The 24,290-nt window shown below is 73.6% G+C and carries 19 protein-coding genes; 5 read left to right on the forward strand and 14 right to left on the reverse strand.

Annotated features, from left to right (window positions below; translation table 11 throughout):
- Positions 1 to 23 precede the first annotated feature (23 nt).
- From AMK29_RS24170 to AMK29_RS24215, 10 genes are all read right to left on the reverse strand, one after another.
- Entirely contained in the window at positions 24 to 998 is a 975-nt protein-coding gene (locus tag AMK29_RS24170) for a fumarylacetoacetate (FAA) hydrolase (RefSeq protein ID WP_073816509.1), read from the reverse strand.
- 146 nt (positions 999 to 1,144) lie between these two features.
- Entirely contained in the window at positions 1,145 to 2,446 is a 1,302-nt protein-coding gene (locus AMK29_RS24175) for a pyridoxal phosphate-dependent aminotransferase (protein WP_073816512.1), read from the reverse strand.
- A gap of 54 nt (positions 2,447 to 2,500) precedes the next feature.
- Positions 2,501 to 4,201, reverse strand: coding sequence for an AMP-binding protein (locus tag AMK29_RS24180; protein ID WP_079197098.1), 1,701 nt, complete (start codon positions 4,199 to 4,201; stop codon positions 2,501 to 2,503).
- A complete protein-coding gene (locus tag AMK29_RS24185; RefSeq protein WP_073816519.1) occupies positions 4,201 to 5,316 on the reverse strand; it encodes a Glu/Leu/Phe/Val dehydrogenase dimerization domain-containing protein in 1,116 nt (371 codons plus the stop codon). Before AMK29_RS24185 ends, AMK29_RS24180 begins: the two co-directional genes overlap by 1 nt.
- Positions 5,317 to 5,420: 104 nt before the next feature.
- On the reverse strand, positions 5,421 to 5,984 hold the full coding sequence (locus AMK29_RS24190; RefSeq protein ID WP_073816523.1) for a type 1 glutamine amidotransferase: 564 nt from the start codon (positions 5,982 to 5,984) through the stop codon (positions 5,421 to 5,423).
- Entirely contained in the window at positions 5,981 to 6,805 is an 825-nt protein-coding gene (locus tag AMK29_RS24195) for an amino acid kinase family protein (RefSeq protein WP_073816526.1), read from the reverse strand. Before AMK29_RS24195 ends, AMK29_RS24190 begins: the two co-directional genes overlap by 4 nt.
- Positions 6,802 to 7,857 carry an N-acetyl-gamma-glutamyl-phosphate reductase gene (gene argC / locus AMK29_RS24200; protein ID WP_073816530.1) on the reverse strand — a complete coding sequence of 352 codons (1,056 nt, stop codon included), beginning with the start codon at positions 7,855 to 7,857 and terminating at the stop codon, positions 6,802 to 6,804. Before argC ends, AMK29_RS24195 begins: the two co-directional genes overlap by 4 nt.
- A complete protein-coding gene (locus tag AMK29_RS24205; RefSeq protein WP_073816533.1) occupies positions 7,854 to 8,708 on the reverse strand; it encodes an ATP-grasp domain-containing protein in 855 nt (284 codons plus the stop codon). The genes argC and AMK29_RS24205 overlap by 4 nt, the downstream gene beginning before the upstream one ends.
- A 1-nt stretch (position 8,709) precedes the next feature.
- Positions 8,710 to 8,895 (reverse strand): lysine biosynthesis protein LysW, encoded by a 186-nt coding sequence (locus AMK29_RS24210; protein ID WP_073816536.1) that lies wholly within the window; start codon positions 8,893 to 8,895, stop codon positions 8,710 to 8,712.
- A 28-nt stretch (positions 8,896 to 8,923) separates the two neighbouring features.
- A complete protein-coding gene (locus tag AMK29_RS24215) occupies positions 8,924 to 10,078 on the reverse strand; it encodes a LeuA family protein (RefSeq protein ID WP_073816539.1) in 1,155 nt (384 codons plus the stop codon).
- A gap of 245 nt (positions 10,079 to 10,323) precedes the next feature.
- Between AMK29_RS24215 and AMK29_RS24220 the strand changes: the two genes are divergently transcribed.
- Entirely contained in the window at positions 10,324 to 11,082 is a 759-nt protein-coding gene (locus tag AMK29_RS24220; RefSeq protein ID WP_073816542.1) for a maleate cis-trans isomerase family protein, read from the forward strand.
- A gap of 61 nt (positions 11,083 to 11,143) precedes the next feature.
- On the opposite strand, the gene AMK29_RS24225 is transcribed toward AMK29_RS24220, so the two are convergent.
- The 4 genes from AMK29_RS24225 to AMK29_RS24240 all read right to left on the reverse strand — a co-directional run bounded on the left by AMK29_RS24225 (position 11,144) and on the right by AMK29_RS24240 (position 15,435).
- Positions 11,144 to 11,842 (reverse strand): response regulator transcription factor, encoded by a 699-nt coding sequence (locus AMK29_RS24225; RefSeq protein WP_073816546.1) that lies wholly within the window; start codon positions 11,840 to 11,842, stop codon positions 11,144 to 11,146.
- 20 nt (positions 11,843 to 11,862) lie between these two features.
- Positions 11,863 to 13,083: an IS701 family transposase gene (locus tag AMK29_RS24230; protein ID WP_241845672.1), complete on the reverse strand. Its 1,221-nt coding sequence runs from the start codon at positions 13,081 to 13,083 to the stop codon at positions 11,863 to 11,865.
- A 434-nt stretch (positions 13,084 to 13,517) separates the two neighbouring features.
- The gene (locus tag AMK29_RS24235) at positions 13,518 to 14,780 is read right to left on the reverse strand and encodes an MFS transporter (protein ID WP_073816553.1); all 1,263 of its coding nucleotides are present in this window, start codon (positions 14,778 to 14,780) and stop codon (positions 13,518 to 13,520) included.
- A gap of 97 nt (positions 14,781 to 14,877) precedes the next feature.
- The gene (locus AMK29_RS24240) at positions 14,878 to 15,435 is read right to left on the reverse strand and encodes an SDR family oxidoreductase (protein ID WP_073816557.1); all 558 of its coding nucleotides are present in this window, start codon (positions 15,433 to 15,435) and stop codon (positions 14,878 to 14,880) included.
- Positions 15,436 to 15,591: 156 nt separating this feature from the next.
- On the opposite strand from AMK29_RS24240, the gene AMK29_RS24245 reads away from it, so the two are divergent.
- The 4 genes from AMK29_RS24245 to AMK29_RS24260 all read left to right on the forward strand — a co-directional run bounded on the left by AMK29_RS24245 (position 15,592) and on the right by AMK29_RS24260 (position 24,277).
- Entirely contained in the window at positions 15,592 to 19,236 is a 3,645-nt protein-coding gene (locus AMK29_RS24245; protein ID WP_073816561.1) for an AfsR/SARP family transcriptional regulator, read from the forward strand.
- A gap of 619 nt (positions 19,237 to 19,855) precedes the next feature.
- On the forward strand, positions 19,856 to 21,841 hold the full coding sequence (locus AMK29_RS24250) for an APC family permease (protein WP_107422679.1): 1,986 nt from the start codon (positions 19,856 to 19,858) through the stop codon (positions 21,839 to 21,841).
- A 68-nt stretch (positions 21,842 to 21,909) separates the two neighbouring features.
- The gene (gene lepB, locus AMK29_RS24255) at positions 21,910 to 22,497 is read left to right on the forward strand and encodes a signal peptidase I (protein ID WP_241845674.1); all 588 of its coding nucleotides are present in this window, start codon (positions 21,910 to 21,912) and stop codon (positions 22,495 to 22,497) included.
- Between the two features lie 547 nt (positions 22,498 to 23,044).
- On the forward strand, positions 23,045 to 24,277 hold the full coding sequence (locus AMK29_RS24260; protein ID WP_073816573.1) for an MFS transporter: 1,233 nt from the start codon (positions 23,045 to 23,047) through the stop codon (positions 24,275 to 24,277).
- Positions 24,278 to 24,290: the final 13 nt, after the last annotated feature.

Genomic DNA, 24,290 nt, shown 5'->3' on the forward strand with positions numbered 1-24,290 from the left:
ACCGGGTCTACTTCACGAGGTGTTCATGCCGTGGCGACAGGCGCCGGGGCTTCGGTGGTCCCGGGCGCCGGGGCGGCGGCCGGCGTGGTGAACGGGGCGGGGGAGACGTACCGCACCCGGTTCTCGAAGGCGACCCCGTGGCTCTTCACGTCGATGGCGATCCGGTCGCCGTCGGCGATCCGGAACCCGTCGTGGAAGCTGGCCTCGTCCGCGCCGAGCAGGACGTAGTTGACCAGTCCGGGCCGCCGTACCGCCGGGAACGTGAACAGGTGGTCCGCCATGTCCTGCACCCGGTAGTAGAGGGCGTCGTCGCCGCAGTCGAACGGACCCTCCCAGGCGGTCGCGCCGTCCCGGACGATGGTGACCCGGCCTGTCACCGTGCGCGGCGGCGGGCCGAGGAAGAGCCACGGGGTGAGGGCGGTGTCGCACAGCTTGCAGTACGGGTTGTAGCCCGGGTCCTGGCGGTGCAGGCCGATGTCGCACAGGTCGTTGCCGAAGGTGTAGCCGGCGTAGTGGGGGGTGCCCTCGGCGTCGTTGACGTAGACGAGGGCGACCTCCGGCTCCTCGATGAGGGCGACCGGCCGCGCGGGCACGTTCAGGTCCTCACCGGGAAGCCTCACCCAGTCGCCGAACCCCTTGAAGAACCACTTGGGCGGGGTGAACTCGCCGTCCTCCGGAGCGGTTTCGCCGCCCCACTTCTTCTTGTGCGTGCCCATGAAGCCGCTCAGCAGGGCGTTGCCCGTGGCCTGCGGAAGGAGCGGCGGCAGCAGTCGCAGGCCCGGGTCTCCCGCAGTGACGACGACGGTCGCCGCACCCTCGGTGAGAGCGGCCCGCAGGGCCTCCTCCGAGCCGTCGGTGGTGACGAAGGCGGCGGCGACCTGACCGTCCTCCACCCGGTACAGGGTCTGCTGGGCACCGTCCTCGGCGCGGCCGAATCCGACGTGGCGTTCGCCGTCGTAGACGGCCTCGAAGAGGACGGGGAGGTGCGGGTGGGACATGGTGATGACTCCTCTGATGCGTACATGCGTACATGCGTACATGCGTACATGCGTACATGCGTACATGCGTACATGCGTGCGTGTGTACGTGCGTGTGTGTATGTGCGTGCTTCTCGGTTCGTTCGGCGCGGGGGTGGTGCGGCGGATCAGGGGTGCGGGACGAGGGCGCCGGGCACCCGAGCGCCCGTGAGGTCGGCCAGCACCTCGCCGACCCGGTCGACCGACTCCCGTATCCACGGCAGGGCGAGCGGGTCCGCCGCCCTCAGGGCCGCCGTGCGCCGCTCGTCGGTGTCGCCGTAGAAGTGACTGGTCGCCGCACGGATCCGCAGGGGACGCGCCGGCTCCCCGAACGCGCTCGCGGGCAGGACACCGACCCCGTACCGCTCGGAGAACAGCCCTGCCAGCCCGTCGCCGTCGTGGACGCCGTGCGTGGCGGCCAGCTGCTCCCGCAGGGGCTCGAAGTCCGGGTAGAGGTAGCAGGTCGCGGCGACGGGGGCCAGCTGCGCGCCCACGGCGGTGAAGCGGGCGGCGACCGCGCGCACCACCGTCTCGTGCAGCCGCCGGCTCGCCGCGACGCGCTCGGTGACCTCCGGCGGCTCCCCGAACGCGTACGCCGCCGCCGACTGCACCGGCGCGGGCGGGCTGGACCAGATCTGGCTGGCGACCGCGACGAGCCGGGTGTGCAGGGCGCGACCCGGCTCGCCGTCGGGCAGCCGGGCCACTCCCGTGCGCCAGCCGCCGAGCGCGAGGTTCTTGGTGAGCCCGGTGGTGACGACGGTCCGCTCGGGTGCGTGCAGCGCCGGGGAGACGGCCGGTGCGGAGCCGTCGTAGACCAGGTCGCCGTAGATCTCGTCGGAGACGATGACCAGGTCCAGTTCGCGGGCCGCCTCGGCCAGCCGCCGTACGGTGGCGGCCGACGCGACCGTGCCGGTCGGGTTGTCCGGCACGGTCACGACCACGGCGCGGGGGTTCTGCCCGGCGGCCCGCGCGTCGGCGACCGCCGCGCGCAGCCGGTCCGGGTCCGGCACCCCGCCCTGCCCCGGCAGGATCGGTACGGGGAGGGGTCGTGCACCGACCAGCCGGGCCTGGGCCGCGTAGCTCACCCAGCTCGGCACCGGCACGATCACGTCCCCGCCGATGGCGAGGAGCAGGGCGAACAGCAGCGACTTGCTGCCCGGGCCCGCGACGACCAGCCCCGGATCGACGCCGAGGCCGCGCCGCTCCCAGTACCCGGCGGCGGCGGTCCGCAGGGCGGGGCTGCCGGCGACGGAGCCGTAGCGGTTCTCGTCGGCAGCCGCCGCGAGCCGGTCCCTGAGCGCGGGGAGCACGGGCAGGCCGATCTCCCCGCTGGCCATCGACAGGACCCGCTCCCCGGCCCGGCGCCGGCGGGCCAGGGCCTCGTCGGCGGCGAGGGTCGCCGACATGGTGACCGGTGTGGGTTCGGGCATGACAGCAGCTCCAGCGCTCGGGGGTGGGGGTGGGGTGTGGGGGGTGAGCAGGGGTCAGGCGGGGGTGCTCGTGGCGTACCGCTCCCGGAGCTCCGCCTTGCGGACCTTGCCCGTCAGGGTCTTGGGGAGGGCGGGGACGAGTTCCACCCGGTCCGGCAGGAAGCGGGCGTCGTGGCCCGCCTCCGTGACCCGGGCCCGGACCTCGTCGAGCGTCGGGCCCCGGCCGTCCCGGGGGACCACGACGGCGACGATCACGTTGCCGCCCCCGCTTCCGCTCGCGGGCTCCAGGCCCACCAGCGCGGCCTCGGCCGCCTTCGGGTGGCTGCCGATCACCGCCTCCAGCTCCGTCATCGGCGCCACCTGTCCGTCCCGCAGGACGGCGTCACGGGCCCGGCCGATGATGCGGATGCCGCCCCGGCCGTCGTCCCGGGCGAGGTCGCCCGTGTCGAACCAGCCGTCCTCGTCCAGCTCGGCCGCGAACGCCTCGGGGCGCCGGTGGTACCCGAGCGCCAGCGACGCCCCGCGCACCTTGAGCCGGCCCACGGCGCCCGTGTCCGTGGTCCCGTACGTCCCCGACGTCTCGATCCGGGTCTCCATGGCGTCGATCGGGCTGCCGTTGCTCCGCGCCGCCCAGCCCTCGGGGTCCTCGGGCCGGGTGGTGGTCACGGGGCCGTTCTCCGACATGCCCCACAGCGAGTGGGCGCGGGCGCCGAGCGTCTCGTGGACCTCGTCGGCCAGCTCCCGCAGGACCGGCGCCGAGCCGATCACCACGTGCCGCAGCGTGCGGGTGTCCCGCCGCTCGGCCCGCTGGGAGGCGGCCACGTCGGCGAGGGTGGCGGGCGGCCCGTACAGCAGGGTCGCCCCGTACCGCTCCACCAGGTCCAGCAGCGCCTCGTTGCGGCGGACGTCCTGGAAGGCGACGGTGCCGCCCAGCATGACGCCGGCCAGGACACCCTGCGCGAACCCCGAGTAGTGGACGAGCGGCGTGGAGACCGCGGCCACCCAGTCGTCGCCCGCCCCGAACGCGTCGACGTACCCGCGTACGGCGGAGTGGACCGTGTTCTGGCTGTGCAGGACGCCCTTGGACAGCCCGGTGGTGCCGGAGGTGAACAGCACCACGAACGGATCGTCCGCGCCGAGCGCCAGACCGTCCAGCCGCGCGGCGGCCCCCTCCCGCTCCTCCCGTTCCCCGGCCACGAAGTGCTCGTGGAACGGGATCGTGCCCTCGGGCAGCGGGCCGTCGACCACCGACACATGCCGCAGTGACGGCAGTTCGTCCTTGAGGCGGACGGCGATCTCCGCCAGCGGGGTGCCCGACCACTCGGGGAGGGTGATGCACACCCGCGCCTCGGTGAGGGCGAGCCGGTGGCGCAGCTCCTCCTCGGTGCAGATGGGCGAGATCGGGATGATGACCGCGCCGACCCGGATCGAGGCGAAGATCAGCGGCACCATCTCCCACCGGTTGGGAAGCTGCACGGCGACGAAGTCGCCCCGTTCCACGCCGAGTTCGAGCAGGGCGAGGGCGAACCGGTCCGTGAGCCGGTTCAGCTCGGCGTAGTCGAGGGTGTCGGTACGGGACTCCGCGACGCGCCGGCCCGCGATGGCCAGCCGGTGCGGACGCAGACGGGCCTGGCGGTGCAGGTCGTCGAGGAAGGTCTCCTCCCGCCACCAGCCCCGACGGCGGTACTCGGCGGCGCGCTCTTCGGGATCGGCCGTCGCGACGGGGGCCGGCCGCTCCTTCGCCGCCGTGCTCATCAGCGCTCCTTCCGGCGGGCCGCGAGCAGCTCGGGCAGCGGGTTCCCGGCCCGCGAGGCCGCGATCTCCAGCAGGTCGCGGGTGTTCTGCCGGACCCGGTCACCGACCCAGTCGAAGACCCATGCCTTGCGCGCCTCGGCCGGCAGGTCGAAGGGGACGACCCGGGTGACGGCCAGGGCCGCCGAGGCCGCGCCGCCGATGTTGGCGATCACGCCCGGGACGAGCGCGGCCCCGGAGGCGGCGACCTTCTCCTTCGCCGCCGCGCTGGAGGCGAGGTTGGCGCCCTCCACCACGAGGCCGGCGCGGAGCCGGTGGGTGTTCTCGGCGGTGAGCGCGTACTTCTGCGCGGCCAGGATCAGGATGTCCGCGTCGACGTCCAGCCAGGCGTCCGGTTCGGCGGAGAGCTTCACGCCCTGCGGCAGCCGGGTGCGGTCGATGGCCCCGAACTGGTCGGTGATGGCGACGAGGTCGGCGACCGGCAACCGGTCCGCGCTGATCGTGCCCTGGACGTCGGCGATGCCCACGACGACGTGCCCGCGGTCCTCCAGGAACCGTGCCACCGCCCGGCCCACCGCGCCGAAGCCCTGCACCACGACGTGGGCGGGCCCCGTGCGGCCGCTCGCCTCCAGGGCGGTGATCGCGGCGACCCCGACGCCGTGGCCGGTGGCGTCGATCAGGGGCTCGTAGTACGTACGCCAGTCGATCGGCATGTCGGGGGCGCCGAGGCGGTAGCGGGGGTCGTACTTGGCCTCCTCGAAGAAGACGGCCCGGTCGGCGGGGGTGACGCCCATGTCGATGCCGAGGTGGATGCCGCCGTGCAGGAGCGGCTTCACCGTGCGACCGAAGGTGCGGAAGGTCTCCTCGCGGTCGCTTCCGTCGGCGACGATCCCGGCCTTGGCGCCGCCGATGCGGAGCCCGGCCAGGGTGAACTTCTCGGTCATGTCCCGGGCCAGGCCCGCGACCTCCTCCTCGGTGACCCCGGCGGTCATCCGGGTGCCGCCCATCGCCAGGCCGTCGACGAGGGTGTCGACGACCACCCATCCCTTGATGGCGCCGCCGCTGCCGTGGAGGTGGACGGTGAGGGCGGGGTCCTGCGGTTCTTCCGGTGCGGTCATGGTGAGATCCCTGTTCTGTCAGGTGCGTGGGGCAGGTACGCACCGGCGAGTGAGGCCCGTGCGCGGGGCCGGTGCGTGAGGCGGGTGTGTCGGTGCGGTTCGGGTCACTGGTAGAGCTGCGCGAAGCCCCGCAGGATCTCCAGGCCGTCCTTGCGGAACTCCAGGTGGGCCTGGGCGCCGTGGACGCGGCCGTCGTCCGAGCGCAGGAACTCCACGGGCGCGTGCTCGGAGCGGCCGATCGAGCGGTAGCCCGCCGGAGCCTCCTGGAGGTAGAGGGTGTGCCGGTGGAAGACGGTGACCGTCGGCTTCACGTAGGTGAAGAGCGGCTCCTCCGTGTCGACCTGCACCTCGTAGCCGCCGACCCGCTGCGGCCCCTCCGCGAGGCGTCCGCCGGCCGCGACGGCGAGGATCTGCATCCCGCCACAGATGCCGAAGACCGGTACGTCCGTGGTGGTCACCAGGTCGATCAGGGGCTTGTAGAACGCGCTGTCGTACGCGCGGACCTTGGTGCCGCTCAGCACGATCGCCTGGTAGCGGCCGTCCACCCGGGCGGGTACGGACGCGGCGTCGACGGCCTCGGTGTCCGAACCCAACTCCTCGAAGCGGGAACGGAGTTGCTTGAGGGAGAGGGTGCCGTTGTTGACGACCAGCACGCGGGACCGCGTCATGCGCTCGCTCCTGTCGTGGGGGTGGCGGCCCTGGTGATGACCGTGCCGGTGGAGCCGGCGAGCAGCTCGGTCACGGCGGCGCTGCCGATGACGACCCGTTCGACGCCCTGCTCCAGGGCCTCGCCCGCGGCGCGCAGCTTCTTGCGCATGCCGCCCTTGGCGCCCTTGTCGCGGAAGGCGGCCGCGTCCCGGGCGCTGATCCTGCGGACCGGCTCTCCGTCGATCAGCAGGTGGCCGACGTCGGTGACGAGGACCAGGTCCTGGGCGCCGGTGGCGCCGGCGATCGCGGCGGCGGCCCGGTCGGCGTCGGTGTTGACCTCCTGGCCCGCAGCGTTCCGGGCGAGGGGGGTGACGAGGTAGGCGTGGCCGGGCTGGAGGTTCTTGAGCGGGGCCGGGTCGACCCCGGTGATGGGGCCGACGAGGTTCTCCAGCTCGACGAGCTGCTTCTCCCGCCACCACCACCGCTCGCCCTCGCCCGCGCTGACCAGGCCGTCGCTGCCGAGCAGCCGCTCGGCGGTGATGCCACGGCTCTCCAGCCGGGTGAGGACGTCCTCGGCCAGCACGGCGCTGACGGTCTTGATGTCCTCGATGACCTCGGGCGTGGTCCACCGGCTCTGGTTGCCGTACCGGTCGCGCAGGATCGCCGAGGGTTCGCTGTAGCGGGCGTCGAGCTTCCTGAGCGGCTTGGACCAGCCGTGGACGAGGACCAGCGGGCGGTCCCGGCCGTGGCGGGCCAGGTCGTCCCACCAGGTGCCGTCGAGGTCGTCCAGGCAGCTGCCGCCGAGCTTGACCACGGTGGGGACGGTGCGGTCCGCGCTCATGCCGGCATCACCGGCTGCTGCGTCAGCCCCGTCTCCTCCGGCAGGCCGAACCGCAGGTTCGTCACCTGCACGGCCTGGCCCGCGGCGCCCTTGACGAGGTTGTCGAGCGCGGCGAGCACGACGATCCGGCCGCCCTCCTCGTCGAGCAGGACCGTGACGTCCGCGTAGTTGGAGCCGAGGACGACCTGCGGGTCGGGCACCGGGATCAGCGTCTCGTTGTGCCGCCGCACCCGGACGAACGGGCGCCCCTTGTAGAAGCGCAGATAGGCCCGGTTCAGCTCGCGCTGGTCCACCTTGTCGTCGGTGAACACGTACGAACTGGTCAGCAGCCCGCGTACGTTGGGGACGCCGTACGCCGACATGGACAGGTTCCCGATGGTGCCGGGCTTGCTCCGCTCCAGGAAGTCGCCGACCTCGGCGGCGTGCCGGTGCCCGGTCGGGGAGTACGGGGCGATGGCCCCGGCCCGGAACGGGTGCAGGTCGGAGGTGCGCAGCTGGATGCCGCCGCCGCTGGACCCGCTCTTGCCGTCCACCACCACCGTCTTCAGGTCGAGCCCGAGTCCGAGGGTGAGCGGGGCCAGGCCCAGGGTGATCGCGGTGGCGTAGCAGCCGGGCAGCGAGATCAGCGCGGCGTCCTTCAGCTGGTCGCCGATCAGCTCCGGCACGCCGTAGACGAAGCGGTCCGCCAGGTCGGTGCGCCGCTTGACCTTCGGGTACCAGCGGTCGTGGAGCTCCGGCGTACGGATGCGGAAGGCGCCGCTGAGGTCGACGATGGCCGGGACGCGGTCCGCGAGCAGCGAGGACAGCTCGGCCGAGACCGGTGCGGGGGTGGCCAGGAAGAGGACGTCGACCTTGTCCGCCACCTCGTCGGTGACCGGCTGCACGGTCAGGCCGTGGTCGAGGCGGAGGCCGGGGTGGAGCTCGGAGGGGCGGCGGCCGATGTGGGAGGAGCCGCCCAGGAAGGTCAGTTCCAGGTCGGGGTGCTGGGTGATGAGGCGGATGAGTTCGCCGCCGGCGAGCCCGGAGGCGCCGACGACTCCTGCGCGGATCATGCGAGTAGCTCCTGCACGTGACGGCCGATGGCCGAGGGGATGTCCGCTCCGGTGGCGGAGGCCACGGCCCGGAAGCCGGGGGCGTGGTTGACCTCGTTGACGACGTAGCCGTCGGGGGTGGCGAAGAGGTCGACCCCGTAGATCCCGGGGCCGAGCACGTCCACCACACCGTCGACGATCTTGAGGACGTCGGGGTCGTGGGCGACCGCGCGGTTCTTGTTGCCCAGGGCCGCGTTGTTGCGCCAGTCGCTGCCGCCGCTCTCGAACTCCGCGGCGCCGATCAGCTCCCGTCCGACGACGAGGCACCGCACCGAGCTGCCGCCGAGGTACGGCTCGACGACACTGGCCTGCTCGAAGGCGTGGGCGAGGTCCTCGATGTAGTCGTACACGGAGTGGGCGGTGTCGGCGTGCCGGATCAGTGTGACCCGCTTGCCCATCCCGCCGAAGACGGGCTTGAGGACGAGGGGCAGCGGCAGGTCGGCGAGGGCCTTGTCGAAGTCCTTGCGGGAGAGCACGAGCCGGTGGTCGGGCACCGGCACCCCCGCCGTCTGGAGCAGGGCGCGCAGGGCGGCCTTGTTCTCGCAGGCGTGGATGGCCCGGGCGGTGTTCAGCGTGGGGACGCCGGCCGCCTCGGCGAGGGTGGCGATGAGCCCGCCGCGGGTGTAGCTGCGGCTGCGGATCAGCAGGGTGTCGTATCCCTTGATCGCCGGGGCGTCCGGGTGGCCGAGGGAGAGGGACTCGTCGTTGACCCAGTCGATGCGGAGGCCGAAGGCCGGGGCCGCCTCGATGAGCAGGCGTTCCTCCCAGGCGATCCGGTCCGCGACGAGCCCGACGGGACGGAGAGCGCCCATGTCACTGGCCCCAGTCGCGCAGCTGCACCTCGACCATCTCCAGCGTCAGCCGGCCGTCCTCGACGGCCTCGACGCGGAGGGTCAGGATGCACTCGGGGCAGGAGAGGGTCTCGCCCTGGGTGACCGGGGGGACGGTCAGGTCGGTCTCGCACTCGGGGCAGACGCCGGTCAGGGTGGCGGTGGACATCGTGAACTCCGTAAGAAGGTGGGGTGGGTTACGCGGGGACGGGGCGGAAGTCGATGGCGGCCTTGCGGATCGTGTCCCGGTCGAGGAGCGGGCGGCCGTCCCGCTCCTGCCGCTCGGCCAGCCAGGAGGTGAAGGCGTCGACGTCGACCTCCAGGCCCGAGTCGGCCAGGGCCCAGCTGACCAGGGCCGTGGTGAGGCGGCTGCGGACGCGCAACTCGCGGCTGTTGCCGACGAGTTCGGCGGGCAGCGTCTCGTAGGCGTGCGGGTGGCTCAGCTGGCCCGGCAGCTCGTACGCGAACGCGTGCGGGGTGGTCGGCCCGGACTGGAAGGCCTCCCCGAGGCCGGCGCCCCTGAGGGCGATCCGGGACAGCTCGGTGAGGTGGCTGAGGTCGAAGCGGGTGTCGCCGTGGATGACGCGCAGCGAGGTGAGCAGCTCGGCCAGCGGGGCGTTGCCGCCGCGCTCACCGATGCCGCCGACGGTCGCGGAGATCCACTGGGCGCCGGCCCGGACGGCGGCCAGGGAGTTGGCGACGGCCATGCCCAGCATGTTGTGCGAGTGGATCTCGATCTCGGAGCCGTCGATCGCGGTGATGTCCGCGATCACCTCCTCCATCTGCCAGGGCGAGAGGTACGCGACCGTCTCCGCGAGCCGGAACCGGTCGGCCCCCGCCGCGAACCCCGCCTCCACATAGGGGACGAGCCGTTCCCTGGGCGTGCGGGCGCCGTCCTCACCGCTGAACGTGACGTGGAAGCCGCGCTCCTTGGCCTGCTGGATCGCCGAACGCGCCAGCGCCTGGAGGAACTTCGGGCTCGCCGAGTCCAGCTTCAGCTGCGCGTGCTGCTCCGAGGTGGGGATGGAGTACATGATGTGCCGCACACCCAGGCGCTCGGCCTCGTCCAGCGCACGGGCGACCTGGCGCCGGTCGCGGACGACGACGAGCGTCATGCTGCGCTCGGGGGTGACCGCCTCGTGGGTGGCGAGGACGAGGTCGGCGTCCTTGGAGTCGGGGCCGGAGACCATGCCCACCTCGACCAGCTCGACGCCCGTGCGCACCAGCAGGTCCGCGATGGCGGCGGCGTCCCCGGGGCCGAACTCGACCCCCGCCATGTGGGCGGAGTCCCGCAGCGTCGCATCGGATATACGGGGCGGCCTCTCCAGTTTCTCCGGTCCTTCTGTTGCCATTTCCTTTGCTCCTCTTTCCCGAAAAGGGTCTGCAATCAAGGGGCCGCGTATCGCGGTCCTGCATTCGCTGACACCTCATATCCTTCGGCCCCTGGCCGGAAAGGGCAACGTCTGCCGTGTCAGGGCTGTGTTGCGGTGTGTCAAGGAATGTCAAGAAGGAAAAGGAGTGCAAGAGGGGTGTGCGGGCGTGCCAAATAGCGGACGAAGAGGCCCCGTTGCCGTCACGCGCGTCCTACGGTGCGAGCATGGATCTCTTCTCGCTGCCCCGGCTAGGGGTCGTCGTGCCGCCGGAAAACCCGACGGCGGAACCCGAGTTCAACCATCTGCTCGGCGCCGGAATGAATGTGTACACCTCCCGTTTCCCGGTGACCCCGGGGGCCGGTCTCCGGGAGATGCTGGAGACGTACAACGACGTGCTCCCCGACCTGCTCGGCAGCTTCGGTGCGCTGCGCCTGGACGCCACGGTGGTGGCGTGCAGCGCGTCGCACTACCTGCTGGAGCCGGCCGGCGACCGGGCCTTCTGCGACGAGCTGTCCGAGCGCGCCGGCTCACCCGTGCAGTCGTCCACGCAGGCGATCCTCGCGGCCTGCGAGGCGCTCGGCGTGACCCGGCTGACGCTCGTCTCCCCGTACGAGCCGTGGCTCACCGACACCTCCCGCGCCTTCTGGGAGCGGGCCGGGCTCACGGTCGACGGCGTGGTGCTCGTCCCGGCGGAGACGGCCCCGGCGCCGGGCGGGGACCCGCGCTTCGACCCGTACGCGGTGACGACCGCGGCGATCCTGCGGCGGATACGGGAGCGGGAACTGCCCTCGGACACGGCCCTGCTCTTCACGGGTACGGGCATGGGCACGCTCGCCGCCCTCACCGAGGTGGCCCGGTCGGACCCGCACCGCACCCTGCTGACCTCGAACCTGGCGTCGGCCTGGTGGGCGCGGCGGGCGGTGGGGGAGAGGGGCGAGGCGCACCACCCGCTGCTGCGCCGACTGGAGGGCGCGACGGTCTGACGGCGAAGGCCCCGGGGAGCGTGGTCGCACGCGTCCCCGGGGCCCTCGCGTCGGTGCCGGCTCAGCCGGCGGACGTCTCCGGCATCCGCCAGGCGTACCCCATGCGGTAGCCGACGCCCCGGACCGTGATGATCCAGCCGCTGGCACCGAGCTTCGCCCGGAGGCTGCTCACATGGGTGTCGATCGTGCGGCTGGTGTGCCCCCAGTCGCTTCCCCAGACCCGCGCCATGAGCTCTTTCCGCGTCACCACGGTGTCCGGGGTCGCGGCCAGGGTGTAGAGCAGTTCGAATTCCTTCGACGTGACACTGACGAGCCGATTGTGCAGCCGTACTTCCCGCAGATGCGGATCGATATGGAGATGGCGCAGGGAAATTGCGGCCGGAAGGGCCTGCCGGGGGTGGACGCGGCGCAGTACCGCTTCGATACGGGCCCCCACCTCTCGCATTCCCCAGGATTTCACCACACAGTCGTCCGCGCCCGCGTGCAGAACGAGGACCCGCTCCAGTTCGGAATCGGCGTCGGTGACCGCTATCAGGGCCGTGTCTCCGCCGTTGCGCAGGGACCGGCACAATTCGAGTCCGTCGATATCGGGCAGCTCCAGGGAGAACAGCACCAGATCCGCCTCGGCGTGCACCCGCAGAGCCTGCTCCCCGGTGGCGACACTGCGGGCGGTGAATCCCTGCCGCCGCAGATCGCCCACCATGGCCGCCGCGGCGGACGCGTCCTGCTCCACCACGAGTACCTGTCTCACGTGCCCCACCCTTTCTCCTCGGCTTACGGTCAGTCGCGGGCGCCGGAGAGCGCGGCGGCCGGGGCGCGGGACGGCGCTCCCGGCGGCGCTGTCGCTCCGGGGGCGCCGGACAGGTGCTGGTGGACGTAGGCGGCCGAGGCCATGGTCATGTGGTGGTGCCAGCCGGGGAAGGAACGGCCCTCGAAGTCGAGGACGCCGAACCGCCGGCGCAGCGTGGTCACGGCCGAGAGCGCCGCGGTGTGGCTGCGCGCCAGCCGGAGGACCTCCTCCACCCGGTGCTCGGTGAGCGAGGTGAGCCAGTACCGGGGCGGCTGCCGTCCGTCCGGGTCGGGCCGCTCCAGGATGCGGTACGGGCGGGCGCCCCCGTCGTCGCCGTACGCGGACCGGGGCGCGGTCACCGTGCCCGCGTACGCGTGGACCGGTACGGCCCGGACGCGGCCGTCGGGGCTCTGCCGGAGCAGGACGTGCGTCTGCCGGGCGTGCCGCACCTCCATGAGCGCGCTCACGGTGGTCACGACGGGCGTGTGCTGCCCGCTGAGGAGCACCGGGTGGTCCGGGGGGACCTCGCACACCACGTCGGCCCGCTGCCGGGCGAGGCCCGCGAGGACCCCGGCCGCCTGGTCGCACCGGGTGAGGTCCAGCACCCAGGGCACGCGCGGGAGTCGGGGCTGCGCCGCGACCTCGGCGGCGTACCCGGTGACGTGGTCGGCGGCGGTGCGCCCGGCCTCGTAAGCGGGGACGCGCGCGCGGCGCCCGCGCTCCCGGTCCGGGCCCCACGTACCGTCGAGCACGAGGCTCCAGCCCACCGGGTAGCACTGGGTGCCCGAGGCGAGGAAGAAGACCAGCGCGCGCTGGCAGTTGACGGCGCGGCCGGTGACGGTGTCGACACGCCGGTGCACGCCCACCGAGTGCTCGCCGCGCTTGGGGATGAGGAGCTCGGCGACCGTCCAGGCGAGCGGTGTCGTCCGCGCGGCCACCCGGGCGGCGAGCCGGCGGCGAACCGGGGTCCAGTCCCAGGGGCTGGCGTTGATGAACTGGTGGAGGCCGTGTGCCGCGGCCGAGGGTAAGGACCTCGCCAGTGCCATGCTGCGGGGTGTCTTCTTGCCCGACCCATGGATCAGGGCCCACAGGTACGCCTGGGCCCAACGGCGCTGCTCCGGCCTTTGGAACACCCGGAAGATCTCGTCCATGAACGTCTGCATGCACGCGCCGTCGCCCGGCACCGCCGCGCGTACCTCACTTGACGACATGAAACGCTACGCCCCCTCGATACTCGCCATCGCCCGTTCCCGAGCAGATGCATGGCACATCAGTACGAGGTGAAAAGTACCGTCCGCGACGGAGTTTGCCCGGCTCGGCCGCCTATTTTGTCAGATCGCGGTCTGACCTGCGGAAACGCGCTTCGACGAAGCGCGTGAGAGGGACGGCTGCCAGGCCGGAACCCGGTCTTACCAGTGCGGGAGCCGTGCCGCGGAGCCGTCCGGTGAAGTGTCAACAAATCATGAACTCGGCCACGGCACACCGCGGCGCACGGAGTGCGGGGACCGCGTCCCGGTGACGGGACCGTGAGCGGAAGGAGAACGCCGAAAGCCTCCGTCACGGCCACGGGCGACCGCCGAAGGCCCCCGGTACGGCCACGGGGTGACCGCCGGAGGACGGGGGAGGGCCTCCGGCGGTCGGTCCGTCAGGCCGCCGGGGCCGGGGACTCCTCGGCCGGCTCCACCGGCCGCCGGGCGGGGAAGCCCGCCTGCCGGGCGTAGAGCACGACCGCGATCACCGGCAGCAGGAGCAGCAGGACCGTCCAGGGGAACGACTCGCTGCCGATCACGTCGAGCAGGATGCCGCCGACGATGCCGCCGGCCGCCATCGCGACGTTCCAGAGCGTGACGAGCATCGCCTGGGCCGCGTCGGCGGAGTCGCCGCCCGCGTCACCGACGGCCGTCTGCAGCAGGGTCGGCACGCCACCCCAGCCCAGCCCCCACAGCACCGTGGCGACGTACACCAGGGCGGTGGAGTCGGACAGGACGGCCAGGATCAGCGCGGCGACGGCGACGAGCAGGGCACCGCCGACGGTGAGACCGCGCAGCCGGCGGTTGATCTGCGCGCCGACGATCCAGATGCTCGCCAGCGAGGCGGCGCCGAAGACCAGCAGGATCAGACCGGTGGAGCCGCCCAGGCCCAGGTCGTCGAGGTACGTGGCGATGTACGCGTACAGGATGGTGTGCGCCAGCACGAAGACCAGCGTGACGAACAGGACCGGGGAGACCCCGGGGATGCGCAGGGTCGGCAGCAGCTTCGGCCGCTCGCCACGCCCCTGGCCCGGATAGTCCGGCACCGCCGCGAAGATCCACACCAGGAGCACGACCGTGAGGGCGGTCATCGACAGGAAGGCCACGCGCCAGCCGAGCCAGTCCCCGAGGAACGTACCGGCGGGCACGCCGAGGGAGAGCGCGACGGGGATACCGGCCATGGCGATGGCGATCGCCTTGCCCGTGAGGTGGGCGGGAGCCAGGCGGCGGGCGTACCCGGCGAGCAGGGCCCAGGCGACACCGGCCGCGACACCGGCGACGAACCGGGCCACCATCGTCAGCTCGTACACCGACGACACGGCCGTCACGGTGTTGGCGAGGGCGAAGCCGCCCATGGACGTGAGCAGCAGCTTCTTGCGCCGCCAGCCCGCGGTCGCCGCGGTGAGCGGGATCGCGGTCAGGGCGGTGCCGATCGCGTAGACGGTGACCGTCTGACCGGTCGCGGACTCGCTCACCCGCAGGTCCTGGCTCATCGCGGGCAGCAGACCGGCGGGGAGGGTCTCGGTGAGGCTGGTGATGAAGACGGCGGTGGCGAGGGCCAGCAGCGCGAAGAGCGGAAGCTTCTGCTGTGCGTCGCCCCCGCTCTTCGGGTCCGGGGCCACAGCGGCGGCGGGCGCCGTGTCGGGTGCGGTGCTCATGGGGTGTGCTCCAGGTTTCCGTAAGAAAGGCAGGGGGTGCGGGGACGGGGACGGGACGGTGGTGGCCGGGCGACGGAGGCGGTGGTCGGGCGCCGGTTCACGGGCGGCCGAGGCCGCCGTCGACGGGGAGCCGGGCCCCCGTGGTGAACGTCGCCTCCGTGGCCAGGAAGAGCGCCGCGCGGGCCACCTCCTCGGCGGCACCGAGACGCCCCAGCGGCGGCAGGGGTACGGCGCCGGCGCCCGGCGCCTCGATACACCCCGGGGCCACCGCGTTGACGCGGATGCCCCGGGAGGCCAGCTCGGCGGCGAACGCCCGCACGGTGTCGGGGCACGGGGTGGGAGCGGTCAGCACGATCGCGCCGCCGTCCTTGAGGTGCGGCAGCAGGGGCCGCGCGGTGGGGACGGCGTCGGCGAAGAGGAGGTCGACGCCGCCGAAGGCGGTGGCGCCGTCTCCCGTGAGGGCGGCCTCCACCGCCGACGGTGAGACGACGCGGGCGGTGGAGCCGAGTTCGGCGACCGCGTGCGCGCGCTCCTCCTCGGTACGGGCGGTCAGCAGGACCGTCGCCCCGCCCTCCACGAGACGCTTCGCGATGGCCAGGCCGATGCCGGTCGCCTCACCGGCGACCAGGGCTCTTCTGTGCGCGTACTTGGTCATGGTTGCCGCTCCCTCCAGGGGCGCCCGTTCCTCGCCGGTGGAGCCGTGCCACCGGTGAGGACGACTCTGCGCCCGGGCACTTCGGGGAACCTTCGGGAAACCTTCGGGTCCGCCGCGGCCGCGGCGCCGGTCCGTCGGACATGTACGGTGGCGGCTATGCGGTTTGGGGTACTCGGGCCACTGGTGGTGTGGGACGGCGAGGGGCGGGAGGTCAAAGTCCCCGAAGCCAAGGTCCGGGCCCTGCTGGCGGACCTGCTCGTGCACGACGGAGGACCGGTCTCGGCCGACCGTCTCATCCACGACCTGTGGGGCGACGCGCCTCCCGGCAACCCCTCGGGCGCCCTCCAGGCCAAGATCTCCCAGCTCCGCCGGGTCATCGGCCGCGACCGGGTGGTCCGCCAGCCCCCCGGCTACCGGCTGCGGCTCGACGGCGACGAGGTGGACGCCGTACGGTTCCACGCTCTGGTCACCGAGGCCCGCCCCGTCCGGGACCCGCGCGGGCGGGCCGCGCTGCTCACCGAGGCCCTGGAGCTGTGGCGCGGACCGGCGTACGCGGACTTCGCCGACGGCCTCTTCGTACGAGCCGCCGCCCAGCGCCTCGCGGAACAGCGGCTCTCCGTGCTGGAGGAGCAGGCGGAGGCACGCCTGGAGGCGGGCGACCACGCGCTCCTCGCCGGGGAGCTCGCCGGCCTCGTGGCCCTCCATCCGCTGCGGGAGCGCCTGCGGGCCGTGCAGATGAAGGCCCTGTACGCGGCGGGGCGCCAGAGCGAGGCGCTCGCCTCGTACGAGGACCTGCGCACCCGCCTTGCCGACGAGCTGGGGGTCGACCCGAGCCCCGAACTGGCGGCGCTGCACACGGCGGTGCTGCGACAGGAACCCGGACTGGGCGCGGGAGCGTACGCGTACGGTGCTCCGGCGGGCGGCGCCGCGCGGCCGGTGGGCCGGGCGTCCGTACAGGGCACGGCGTCAGGCCCGCACGCGGGGGCGTACGCGTACGGAGCTCCGGCGGGCGGCGCCGCGCGGGCGTCCGTACAGGGCACGACGCCCGGCTCACACGCGGGGGGAGCCGGAGCTCTCTCCGACGCGTCGGCTGCCGCGGGCGTCCAGGTCGGCGGGGTCGTTCCAGCCGCCGCGGATGCCCCGGCCGGAGCGCCCTCCGCCCCGCCCTCCCACTCCAACCTCCCCGTCCCCCTCACCCCCCTCGTCGGCCGGCGCCAGGCGCTGGCCGAACTCTCCCGGCTGCTCTCCGACGCGCGGCTTGTGACCCTCACCGGGCCCGGCGGCGTCGGCAAGACACGGCTGGCCGTGGCGGCGGCCACCGCCGAGCGGGACGGTGACCGGGACGGGGAACTGGCCGACGGGACCTGGCTCGTGGAGTTCTCCGGCATCCGCTCCGGCACCCCCGCCGACCTCGCCCAGGTCGTCGCCGCCACCCTCGGCATCCGCGACGACGCCCCGCGCTCGCTGCCCGGCACCGGCACCGGAACCCCCTCCCTGCCGCACCGCCTCGCCGCCGCCCTGCGCGACCGCCGCACCCTGCTGGTCCTGGACAACTGCGAGCACGTCGTCGACGCCGCCGCGGAACTCACCGAGCTGCTCCTGCGCACCGCCCCCGGTCTGCGGGTCCTCGCCACCGGGCAGGAGCCGCTCGGCCTGGCGGGCGAGGCGATGTTCCTGGTCGAGCCGCTCCCGCCCGCCGACGCGGTCCGTATGTTCATGGAGCGCGCGGCCGCCGCCACGCCCGGCTTCCCGCGCGACCCGGACGCGCCGGACGAGCCCGAGCGCCGAGCCGTCGCCGAGATCTGCCGCCGGCTCGACGGCATCCCGCTCGCGCTGGAGCTCGCCGCCACCCGCGTACGGGCCCTCGGTGTAAGGGAGTTGGCTGCGCGGCTCCACGACCGCTTCCGGGTGCTGACCTTCGGTCAGCGCGGCGCTCCGGCCCGCCAGCAGACGCTGCGCGCGGTGATCGACTGGAGCTGGGAGCTGCTCAGCGCCCCCGAACGCATCGTCCTGCGCCGTCTCGCCGCCCACAGCGACGGCTGCGACCTGGCCGCCGCCGAAGCGGTCTGCGCGGGAGACGGAGTCACCCGGGACGAGGTGCTCGACCTCGTCACCCGGCTGGTCGCCCGGTCCCTGGTGGTAGTGGTGGACGGGCCCACAGGACCCCGCTACCGGCTCCTGGAGTCCGTCGCCGCGTACGCGACCGAACGGCTCCACGAGATGGAGGACCTCACCGCCGTACGGGACCGGCATCTGCGCCACTACCGGGCCCTGGCCGAACACGCCGAGCCGCAGCTGCGCGGCGCCGGACAGCGGCCCTGGCTGGCCCGCCTCGACGCCGAGGCGGGCAACCTGCGCTCGGCGCTCGACGAGGCCGTGCGCCGGGCGGGCGCGGGGGAGCCGGCCGAGGCGGTCCGGCTGGTCACCGCCCTGGCCTGGTGGTGGCTGCTGCGCGGCCGCCTCACGGAGGCCCGCCGCAGCCTCGGCGTGGTCCTGGCCGCGACGGACGGCGCCCCCGACCGCAGAGCCCACGCCTCAGCCGAGCCGCCCGCCGCGTCGCCCCGTCCTGCCGACTCCCGTTCCACCTCGTCCAGCCTCGCCGACTCGTGCTCTCACGACTCCTGCCCTCCCGCCCCCGCCGCTCCCGCCGAACTCGCCCTGCTGCACGCCGCCTTCGCGCTGCTCACCGGTGATCACACGGCAGCCGCCACGGCGTCCGACGTTCGCGGTCCCATGGCCGCCGCCGCGCCCGCCGCCGACACCATCCCCGACCCCGTGCGCCGGGCCCGTGCCCTCTGGCTCTGCGCGTACGGCCTGTTCAGCGCGGGGGACGCCGCCGGCAGCGGTGAGCTGAACACCCGCGCCCTCACCCTGTTCACCTCGGCGGAGGACCAGTGGGGCACCGCCGCCGCCCTCGGTCTGCGCGCCACGCTCGCGCTGGTCTGCGGTGACCTCGCGGGGCTCGGCCGCGACGGCATGCGCAGCGCTCGGATCTTCCGGGAACTGGGCGATCGATGGGGCGAGTTGCAGACCGTCTCCCCGCTCGCCGCGCTCGCCGAGATCAAGGGCGCGTACGAGGACGCGGAGCGCCGGCAGCACGAAGGGCTGCGCATGGCGCGCGAGCTGGGCCTCGAGGCGGAGGTGTCCGCGCGGCTCTCCGGGCTCGGCCGGCTCGCGCTGCTCGCCCGTGACTGGGACCGCGCCCGGGACCTGCACGAACAGGCGCGCCGGATCGCCGCCGAACAGGGCTACAAGTACGGCGAGATCCACTCCGAGATGGGCCTCGCCCTCGGCGCCCGCCGCTCGGGTGACCTCGACGGGGCCGAGGCGTACCTGCTGCACATCCGCGACGGATACGCCGACGTCTCCTCGCAGGCGGGCGACCATCTGCTCCTGGCCGAGCTCGGCTTCGTCGCCGAGCTGCGCGGCGACGCGCGCGGGGCGGCCGCCCACCATCTGGCCGGCCTGGAGATCGCCCGCGCCCTCGCCGAGCCCCGCGCCCTGGCTCTCTCCCTGGAGGGCCTCGCCGGCGCGGCCGCCCTCCCCGGCGACGGCCCCGCCGTCACCTCCGCGGCCGTCCTCCTCGGCGCGGCGGCCGCCGCCCGCTGCCGGGCCGGGGCCCCGCTGCCGCCCGCCGAACGCGCCGACGTCGACCGTGTCACCGCCGCGGCGACGGCGGCGCTGGGGGCGGACGCGTTCGCGGAGGCGTACGAGAGGGGCGGTCGGCTGGACCCGGAGGAGGCGGTCCACCAGGCCCGTACGGCTCTCTCCCGGGAACGCCGACCGGTGCGCGGCCGATGACCGCCACGGAGCTGTCCCGGCGTTAAGAATCCGACAGGAATTGTGCCGGGGCGGGGTACGGGCCGGGGGCGACATGAGCCTCTCGGTGTGGTGCCTCCCGGGGTCCTGGCAGGGGTGTCTCTCCGGGTCGTCCACGCCCCGGCCGTGGTCGGCGTCGGCATGATCGCCTTCGGGGCCGCTCGCGGCGCCATGGGGCCGCTGGGCGCCTGACAGGGGCTGTTCCGCGCCGCCGTCGCGATCGACAGGCTCCCTCGCCGATGGCGCCGTGTGCTCACAACACCCCAGGTAGGGGCAGCTGTTGGGAGCAGGGGTCGCGTCCGTGTCCGAGCTGCCGCCGTCCGCCGCGGTGCCCCGATCGCTCTCACCCCGAGGCCCGGCCGAAGCCCGGCGGACGACGGATTCCTGCCGTCTCCCGTGCCGCGGAGGCACCAGCGCCCGGACCGTGCCGGGCCGCCCGGCATGGATTCCGGACCTCGTCGGGGCGCGTCGGAACCGGCACGCATGACACCTTTCGCCCCGGTCATACGGGGTGTCCGGAGGTCCCATACTCGGTGATCGCGTCGCCGCGCGTGCGGTGACGGGGCCCCGAGGGGCGGGAGTGAGGAAGTCGATGGGAGTCATGAAGGACACGAACGGCCCGGCCGCCGTGCCCGAGGTGGTGGCCAGCCCCGCGCTGCTGCCGCAGCCGACCGGCCGACTGGCGCGCTGGATGCTGCGCCACCAGGTGCAGCCCGTCGGGCCGGGGGGCGGCGGAGGGCAGACGGAGCCGCACGCCTGGTGGAAGGTGATGTGCCTGACCGGCGTCGACTACTTCTCCAGCCTTGCCTACGTGCCAGCCATCGCCGCGCTCGCGGCGGGAGCCGTCTCCCCGCTGGCGACGCTGCTGATCGTGGCGCTGACCCTGCTCGGCATGCTGCCGATGTACCGGCGGGTGGCCAAGGAGAGCCCGCACGGTGCCGGGTCGGTGGCGATGCTGGAGGACCTGCTGCCGTTCTGGTGGGGCAAGCTGTTCGTCCTGGTCCTGCTCGGGTTCGTCGCCACGTCGTGGATCATCACCATCACCCTGTCGACGGCGGACGCCTCCGTCCACGTGGTGGAGAACCCCTTCTTCCCCGAGGCCCTGCACGGCCACGAGGTGGCCCTCACCGTGGCGCTGCTCCTGGTCCTCGGCGGCGTGTTCCTCCTCGGTTTCAGCGAGGCCGTCAGCGTCGCCATCCCCCTCGTCGCGATCTTCCTCGCACTGAACGCGGTCGTCATCGGCGTCGGCCTGGCCCACGTCGTCACCACGCCCGGCGCGTTCTCGGCCTGGACCGACGCGCTCGTCGAGGGCGGCGCCGGCTTCGGCGACCTGATGACACCGGCGCTCCTCGCGTTCCCGCTGCTCGTGCTCGGTCTGTCCGGATTCGAGACCGGCGTCAGCATGATGCCCCTGGTGGCCGCCGAGGGCGCGGACGACGAGGAACGGCTGCGCTCACGCATCCGCAACACCCGCAGGCTGCTGACCACCGCCGCGCTCGTCATGAGCGTCTACCTGCTCGCCTCCAGCTTCGTCACCACCGTCCTCATCCCCGGGGACGAGTTCCGGCCCGGTGGCGCGGCCAACGGCCGCGCCCTCGCCTGGCTGGCCCACGAGCACGTCGGGGAGGCGTTCGGCACCGTCTACGACATCAGCACGATCCTCATCCTGTGGTTCGCCGGCGCGTCCGCCATGGCGGGGCTGATCAACATCGTCCCCCGCTACCTGCCCGACTACGGGATGGCCCCCGAATGGGGCCGCGCGGTACGGCCCGTCGTCCTCGTCTACACCGCCCTGTGCATCCTCATCACGTTCGCCTTCGACGCGGACGTCGACGCCCAGGCCGGCGCGTACGCCACCGGGATCCTGGCCATGATGGTCTCCGGCGCCTTCGCCGTCACCGTCTCCGTCGCGCGCGGCGGCCGCCGGGTGGTCGCCACCGGGTTCGCCCTGCTCACCCTGGTGCTGCTCTACGCCCTGGTGTACAACATCGTCGACAAGCCGGACGGCATCACCATCTCCGGTTTCTTCATCGCCGGCATCATCGTCGTGTCCCTGATCTCCCGTGTGTCCCGGACCACGGAACTGCGCGCCGACCGCATCGTCTTCGACGAGGCCGCGCGCCGGTTCATCGCCGACACCCTGGCCCACGACGACGCCATCAACATCATCGCCAACCGCCGCCAGGCCGGCGACGGGGCCGAGTACCGCGACAAGGAGCGCGAGCAGCGCGGCACCAACCCGGTCCCCGGGCCGGCGGACGTGCTGTTCCTGGAGATAGACGTGGTCGACCCGTCCGACTTCAGCGAGGTCCTCGCCGTCCGTGGAGTCGCGGTCGACGGATACCGCGTCCTGCGGGCCGAGGCCCCGGCCGCTCCGAACGCCATCGCCGCGATTCTCCTCGCCCTGCGCGACACCACCGGCGTCCAGCCGCACTGCTACTTCGCCTGGGCCGAAGGCAGCCCCCTGAAGCACATGTTCCGCTACTTCCTCCTGGGCCGAGGCGACACCGCCCCCGTCACCCGGGAGATCATCCGCAGACACGAACCCGACCCCGACCGCCGCCCCGGCATCCACGTCGGCGGCTGACTCCCCGGAAGCCGAGAACAAGGAGGAACGATGGGCGGGGCGAGCGAATGGTGAGAACGGTCTTCCGGGTGTTGGGGGCGCTGGGGCTGGTGCTGATGGTGGGCGTGGTCGCGTACGTCGGCGCCGGGTACACGACGGCCGAGGTGTCGAGCGACGCCATGCGGCCGACGTACGCGCCGGGTGACCGTGTCCTCCTGGAGCGCACCGAGGCCGGAGCGGTCCGGCGGGGGGACGTGGTGCTCCAGCGGACCGCCGGTCGGTACGGCGGTCTGGCGGTGATCCAGCGGGTCGTCGGCGTCGGCGGGGACCGGGTCGCGCAGGAGCCCGGAGAGCCGGTGACCGTGAACGGGAAGCCGTTGCAGGAGCCGTACGTGAACGACGGCGACCCCTCGGGCACGACGGCCCCCGCGTACGACGTGGTGGTCCCCGAAGGGCGGCTGTTCCTGCTCGGTGACCACCGGGCGAACTCCAACGACTCCCGGTTCTTCCTCGACGACCGGTCGGGGACCGTCCCGGAAGGCGCGGTCCTGGCCCGCGCGTTCGACGACCGCTCCGGTCTCGTCGGGGCCGGACTGACGGCGCTGCTCGGGCTCGTCCTCGTCCTCGGCGCGCTCGCGGCGGAGATCACCGGACGGAGGCGGCACCCCGTCCGATGACGGCCCGTCCCGCCGCACCCGGCGGACACATGGCGGGGAAACAGTCGTGGCGTCCCCGGCGCGGCGGCCGCCGCCCAGCGGTCTCAAGCGCCGTGCATCGGCGTGCGGGAGGCCCAACCGCCCAACCTGGCACGCTCTTCGGGCTTCCGCGGCTGCGGACCCCGACCGCCTGCCCGGGCACCCTCGCCGACCCGTCGGAGACCGCCCGCCTCGACGGGCTGGAGTTCCCGGCGCTCGCCCCGGAGGAGTGGCGGGCCCCGTTCGACGCCGACGCCGCACCACCCGTACCTCGACCCCCGGAGGGGTCAGGACGTGCTCCGGGCCCGCGTGTCGAGGTACCGCAGGACGAGGCGCCGGCCACCTCGGAGCCCGCCATGGACTCTCCCCGCCGTTCAAGCCGGAACTCCCGTCGATCGCGAGGGCGTCGTCCGAACCGGGCATAGCGCATCGAGGGGCTCTGGTAGACAGGTGACGGGCCGTCCGAGCGGGGCATCCGCCCCGCATGCGCGAAGCGGTTCCGCCGGGGCGAACGCGAGGGTTTCGACCAGTGACAGACACCATCGAGGCGGAGCCGCAGCGCCCGGCCTACCGCGACGGGAACGTGCTCCGCTGGGTCACCGCCTACGCCGCCTCGGTGGCCGGGGACTCGGTGTACTTCCTGTCCCTGTCGTGGGCCGCGCTGGCGGTCGGCGGCCCGTCGACCGCCGGTCTGGTGACGGCCGTCGGCGCGCTCCCCAGGGCGCTGCTGATGCTCGCCGGGGGAGTGGTGGCGGACCGCTTCGGCCCCCGGCGCACCATCATCGTCAGCGACGCGGCGCGCTGTGTGCTGATCCTCGGCGCCACCTGCTCCCTCTGGCTGGCCTCTCCCGGACTGTGGCTGCTGCTGCCGCTGGCGGCCGTGTTCGGGGTGGTCGACGCGATGTTCATGCCGGCGGTCGGGGCACTGCCGCCCCGGATCGCCGCACCCGACCAACTGGGCCGGGTCCAGGCCATGCGCGCCCTCGCGGTGCGGGCCAGCAACCTGCTGGGGCCGGCCATCGCGGGTGTGGCGCTGTCGGTGGGCAGCACCCCGGGGGCGTTCGCCACCTCGGGGATCCTCTTCCTCGCCTCCTTCGTCCTGCTGCTCGCGGTACGCATCCGCCCGCTGACCGGCACCGACGTGCCGGCGGGGGACAAGCCCGCCTGGACGGACCTGCGGGACGGTCTGCGCTACATCCGGCGCCATCCCGTGCTCACCCCGCTGCTGACCGTCATAGGACTGAGCGAGATGTGCTTCTCCGGACCGGTGAGCCTGGCGCTGATCGTCCTCGCCGACCAGCGGGGCTGGGGCGCCTCGTCGGTGGGGTGGATGCTCGGCGCCTTCAGCGTCGGCGGCGCGCTGGGCGCCGTCGTACTGACCGGCTGGCCCCACGTACGCAAGGCGGGCACGGTGGCGGCAGTCCTGTTCGCCCTGACAGCGGGCGCGCTGGCGCTGCTCCCCGTGGCGCCCGGACTGGCGCCCGCGACCGCCCTCGCGGCGATGACCGGTGCGGCGAGCGGGGTGGCCGGGGTGATCGCCCACACCCTGGTGCAGACGCACAGCGAGCCCGAGTACCTGGGGCGGGTCACCGCCGTGCTGACCCTTGGCACCGTGGGTCTGGCACCGCTGTTGTACCCGCTGACCGGTGTGACCGCGGCCGCGTGGGGGGCGGAATCCGTCTTCGCCGGCTGCGCCGTGATCGTGCTGTCCGCCGCACTGCTCATGGTGTCGAGCGGGACCCTCCGCCGCTCCGGTACGTGACGCCCCCGCCGCC

This window comes from Streptomyces sp. CB02261, assembly GCF_001905665.1.
Classification (GTDB): Bacteria; Actinomycetota; Actinomycetes; order Streptomycetales; family Streptomycetaceae; genus Streptomyces.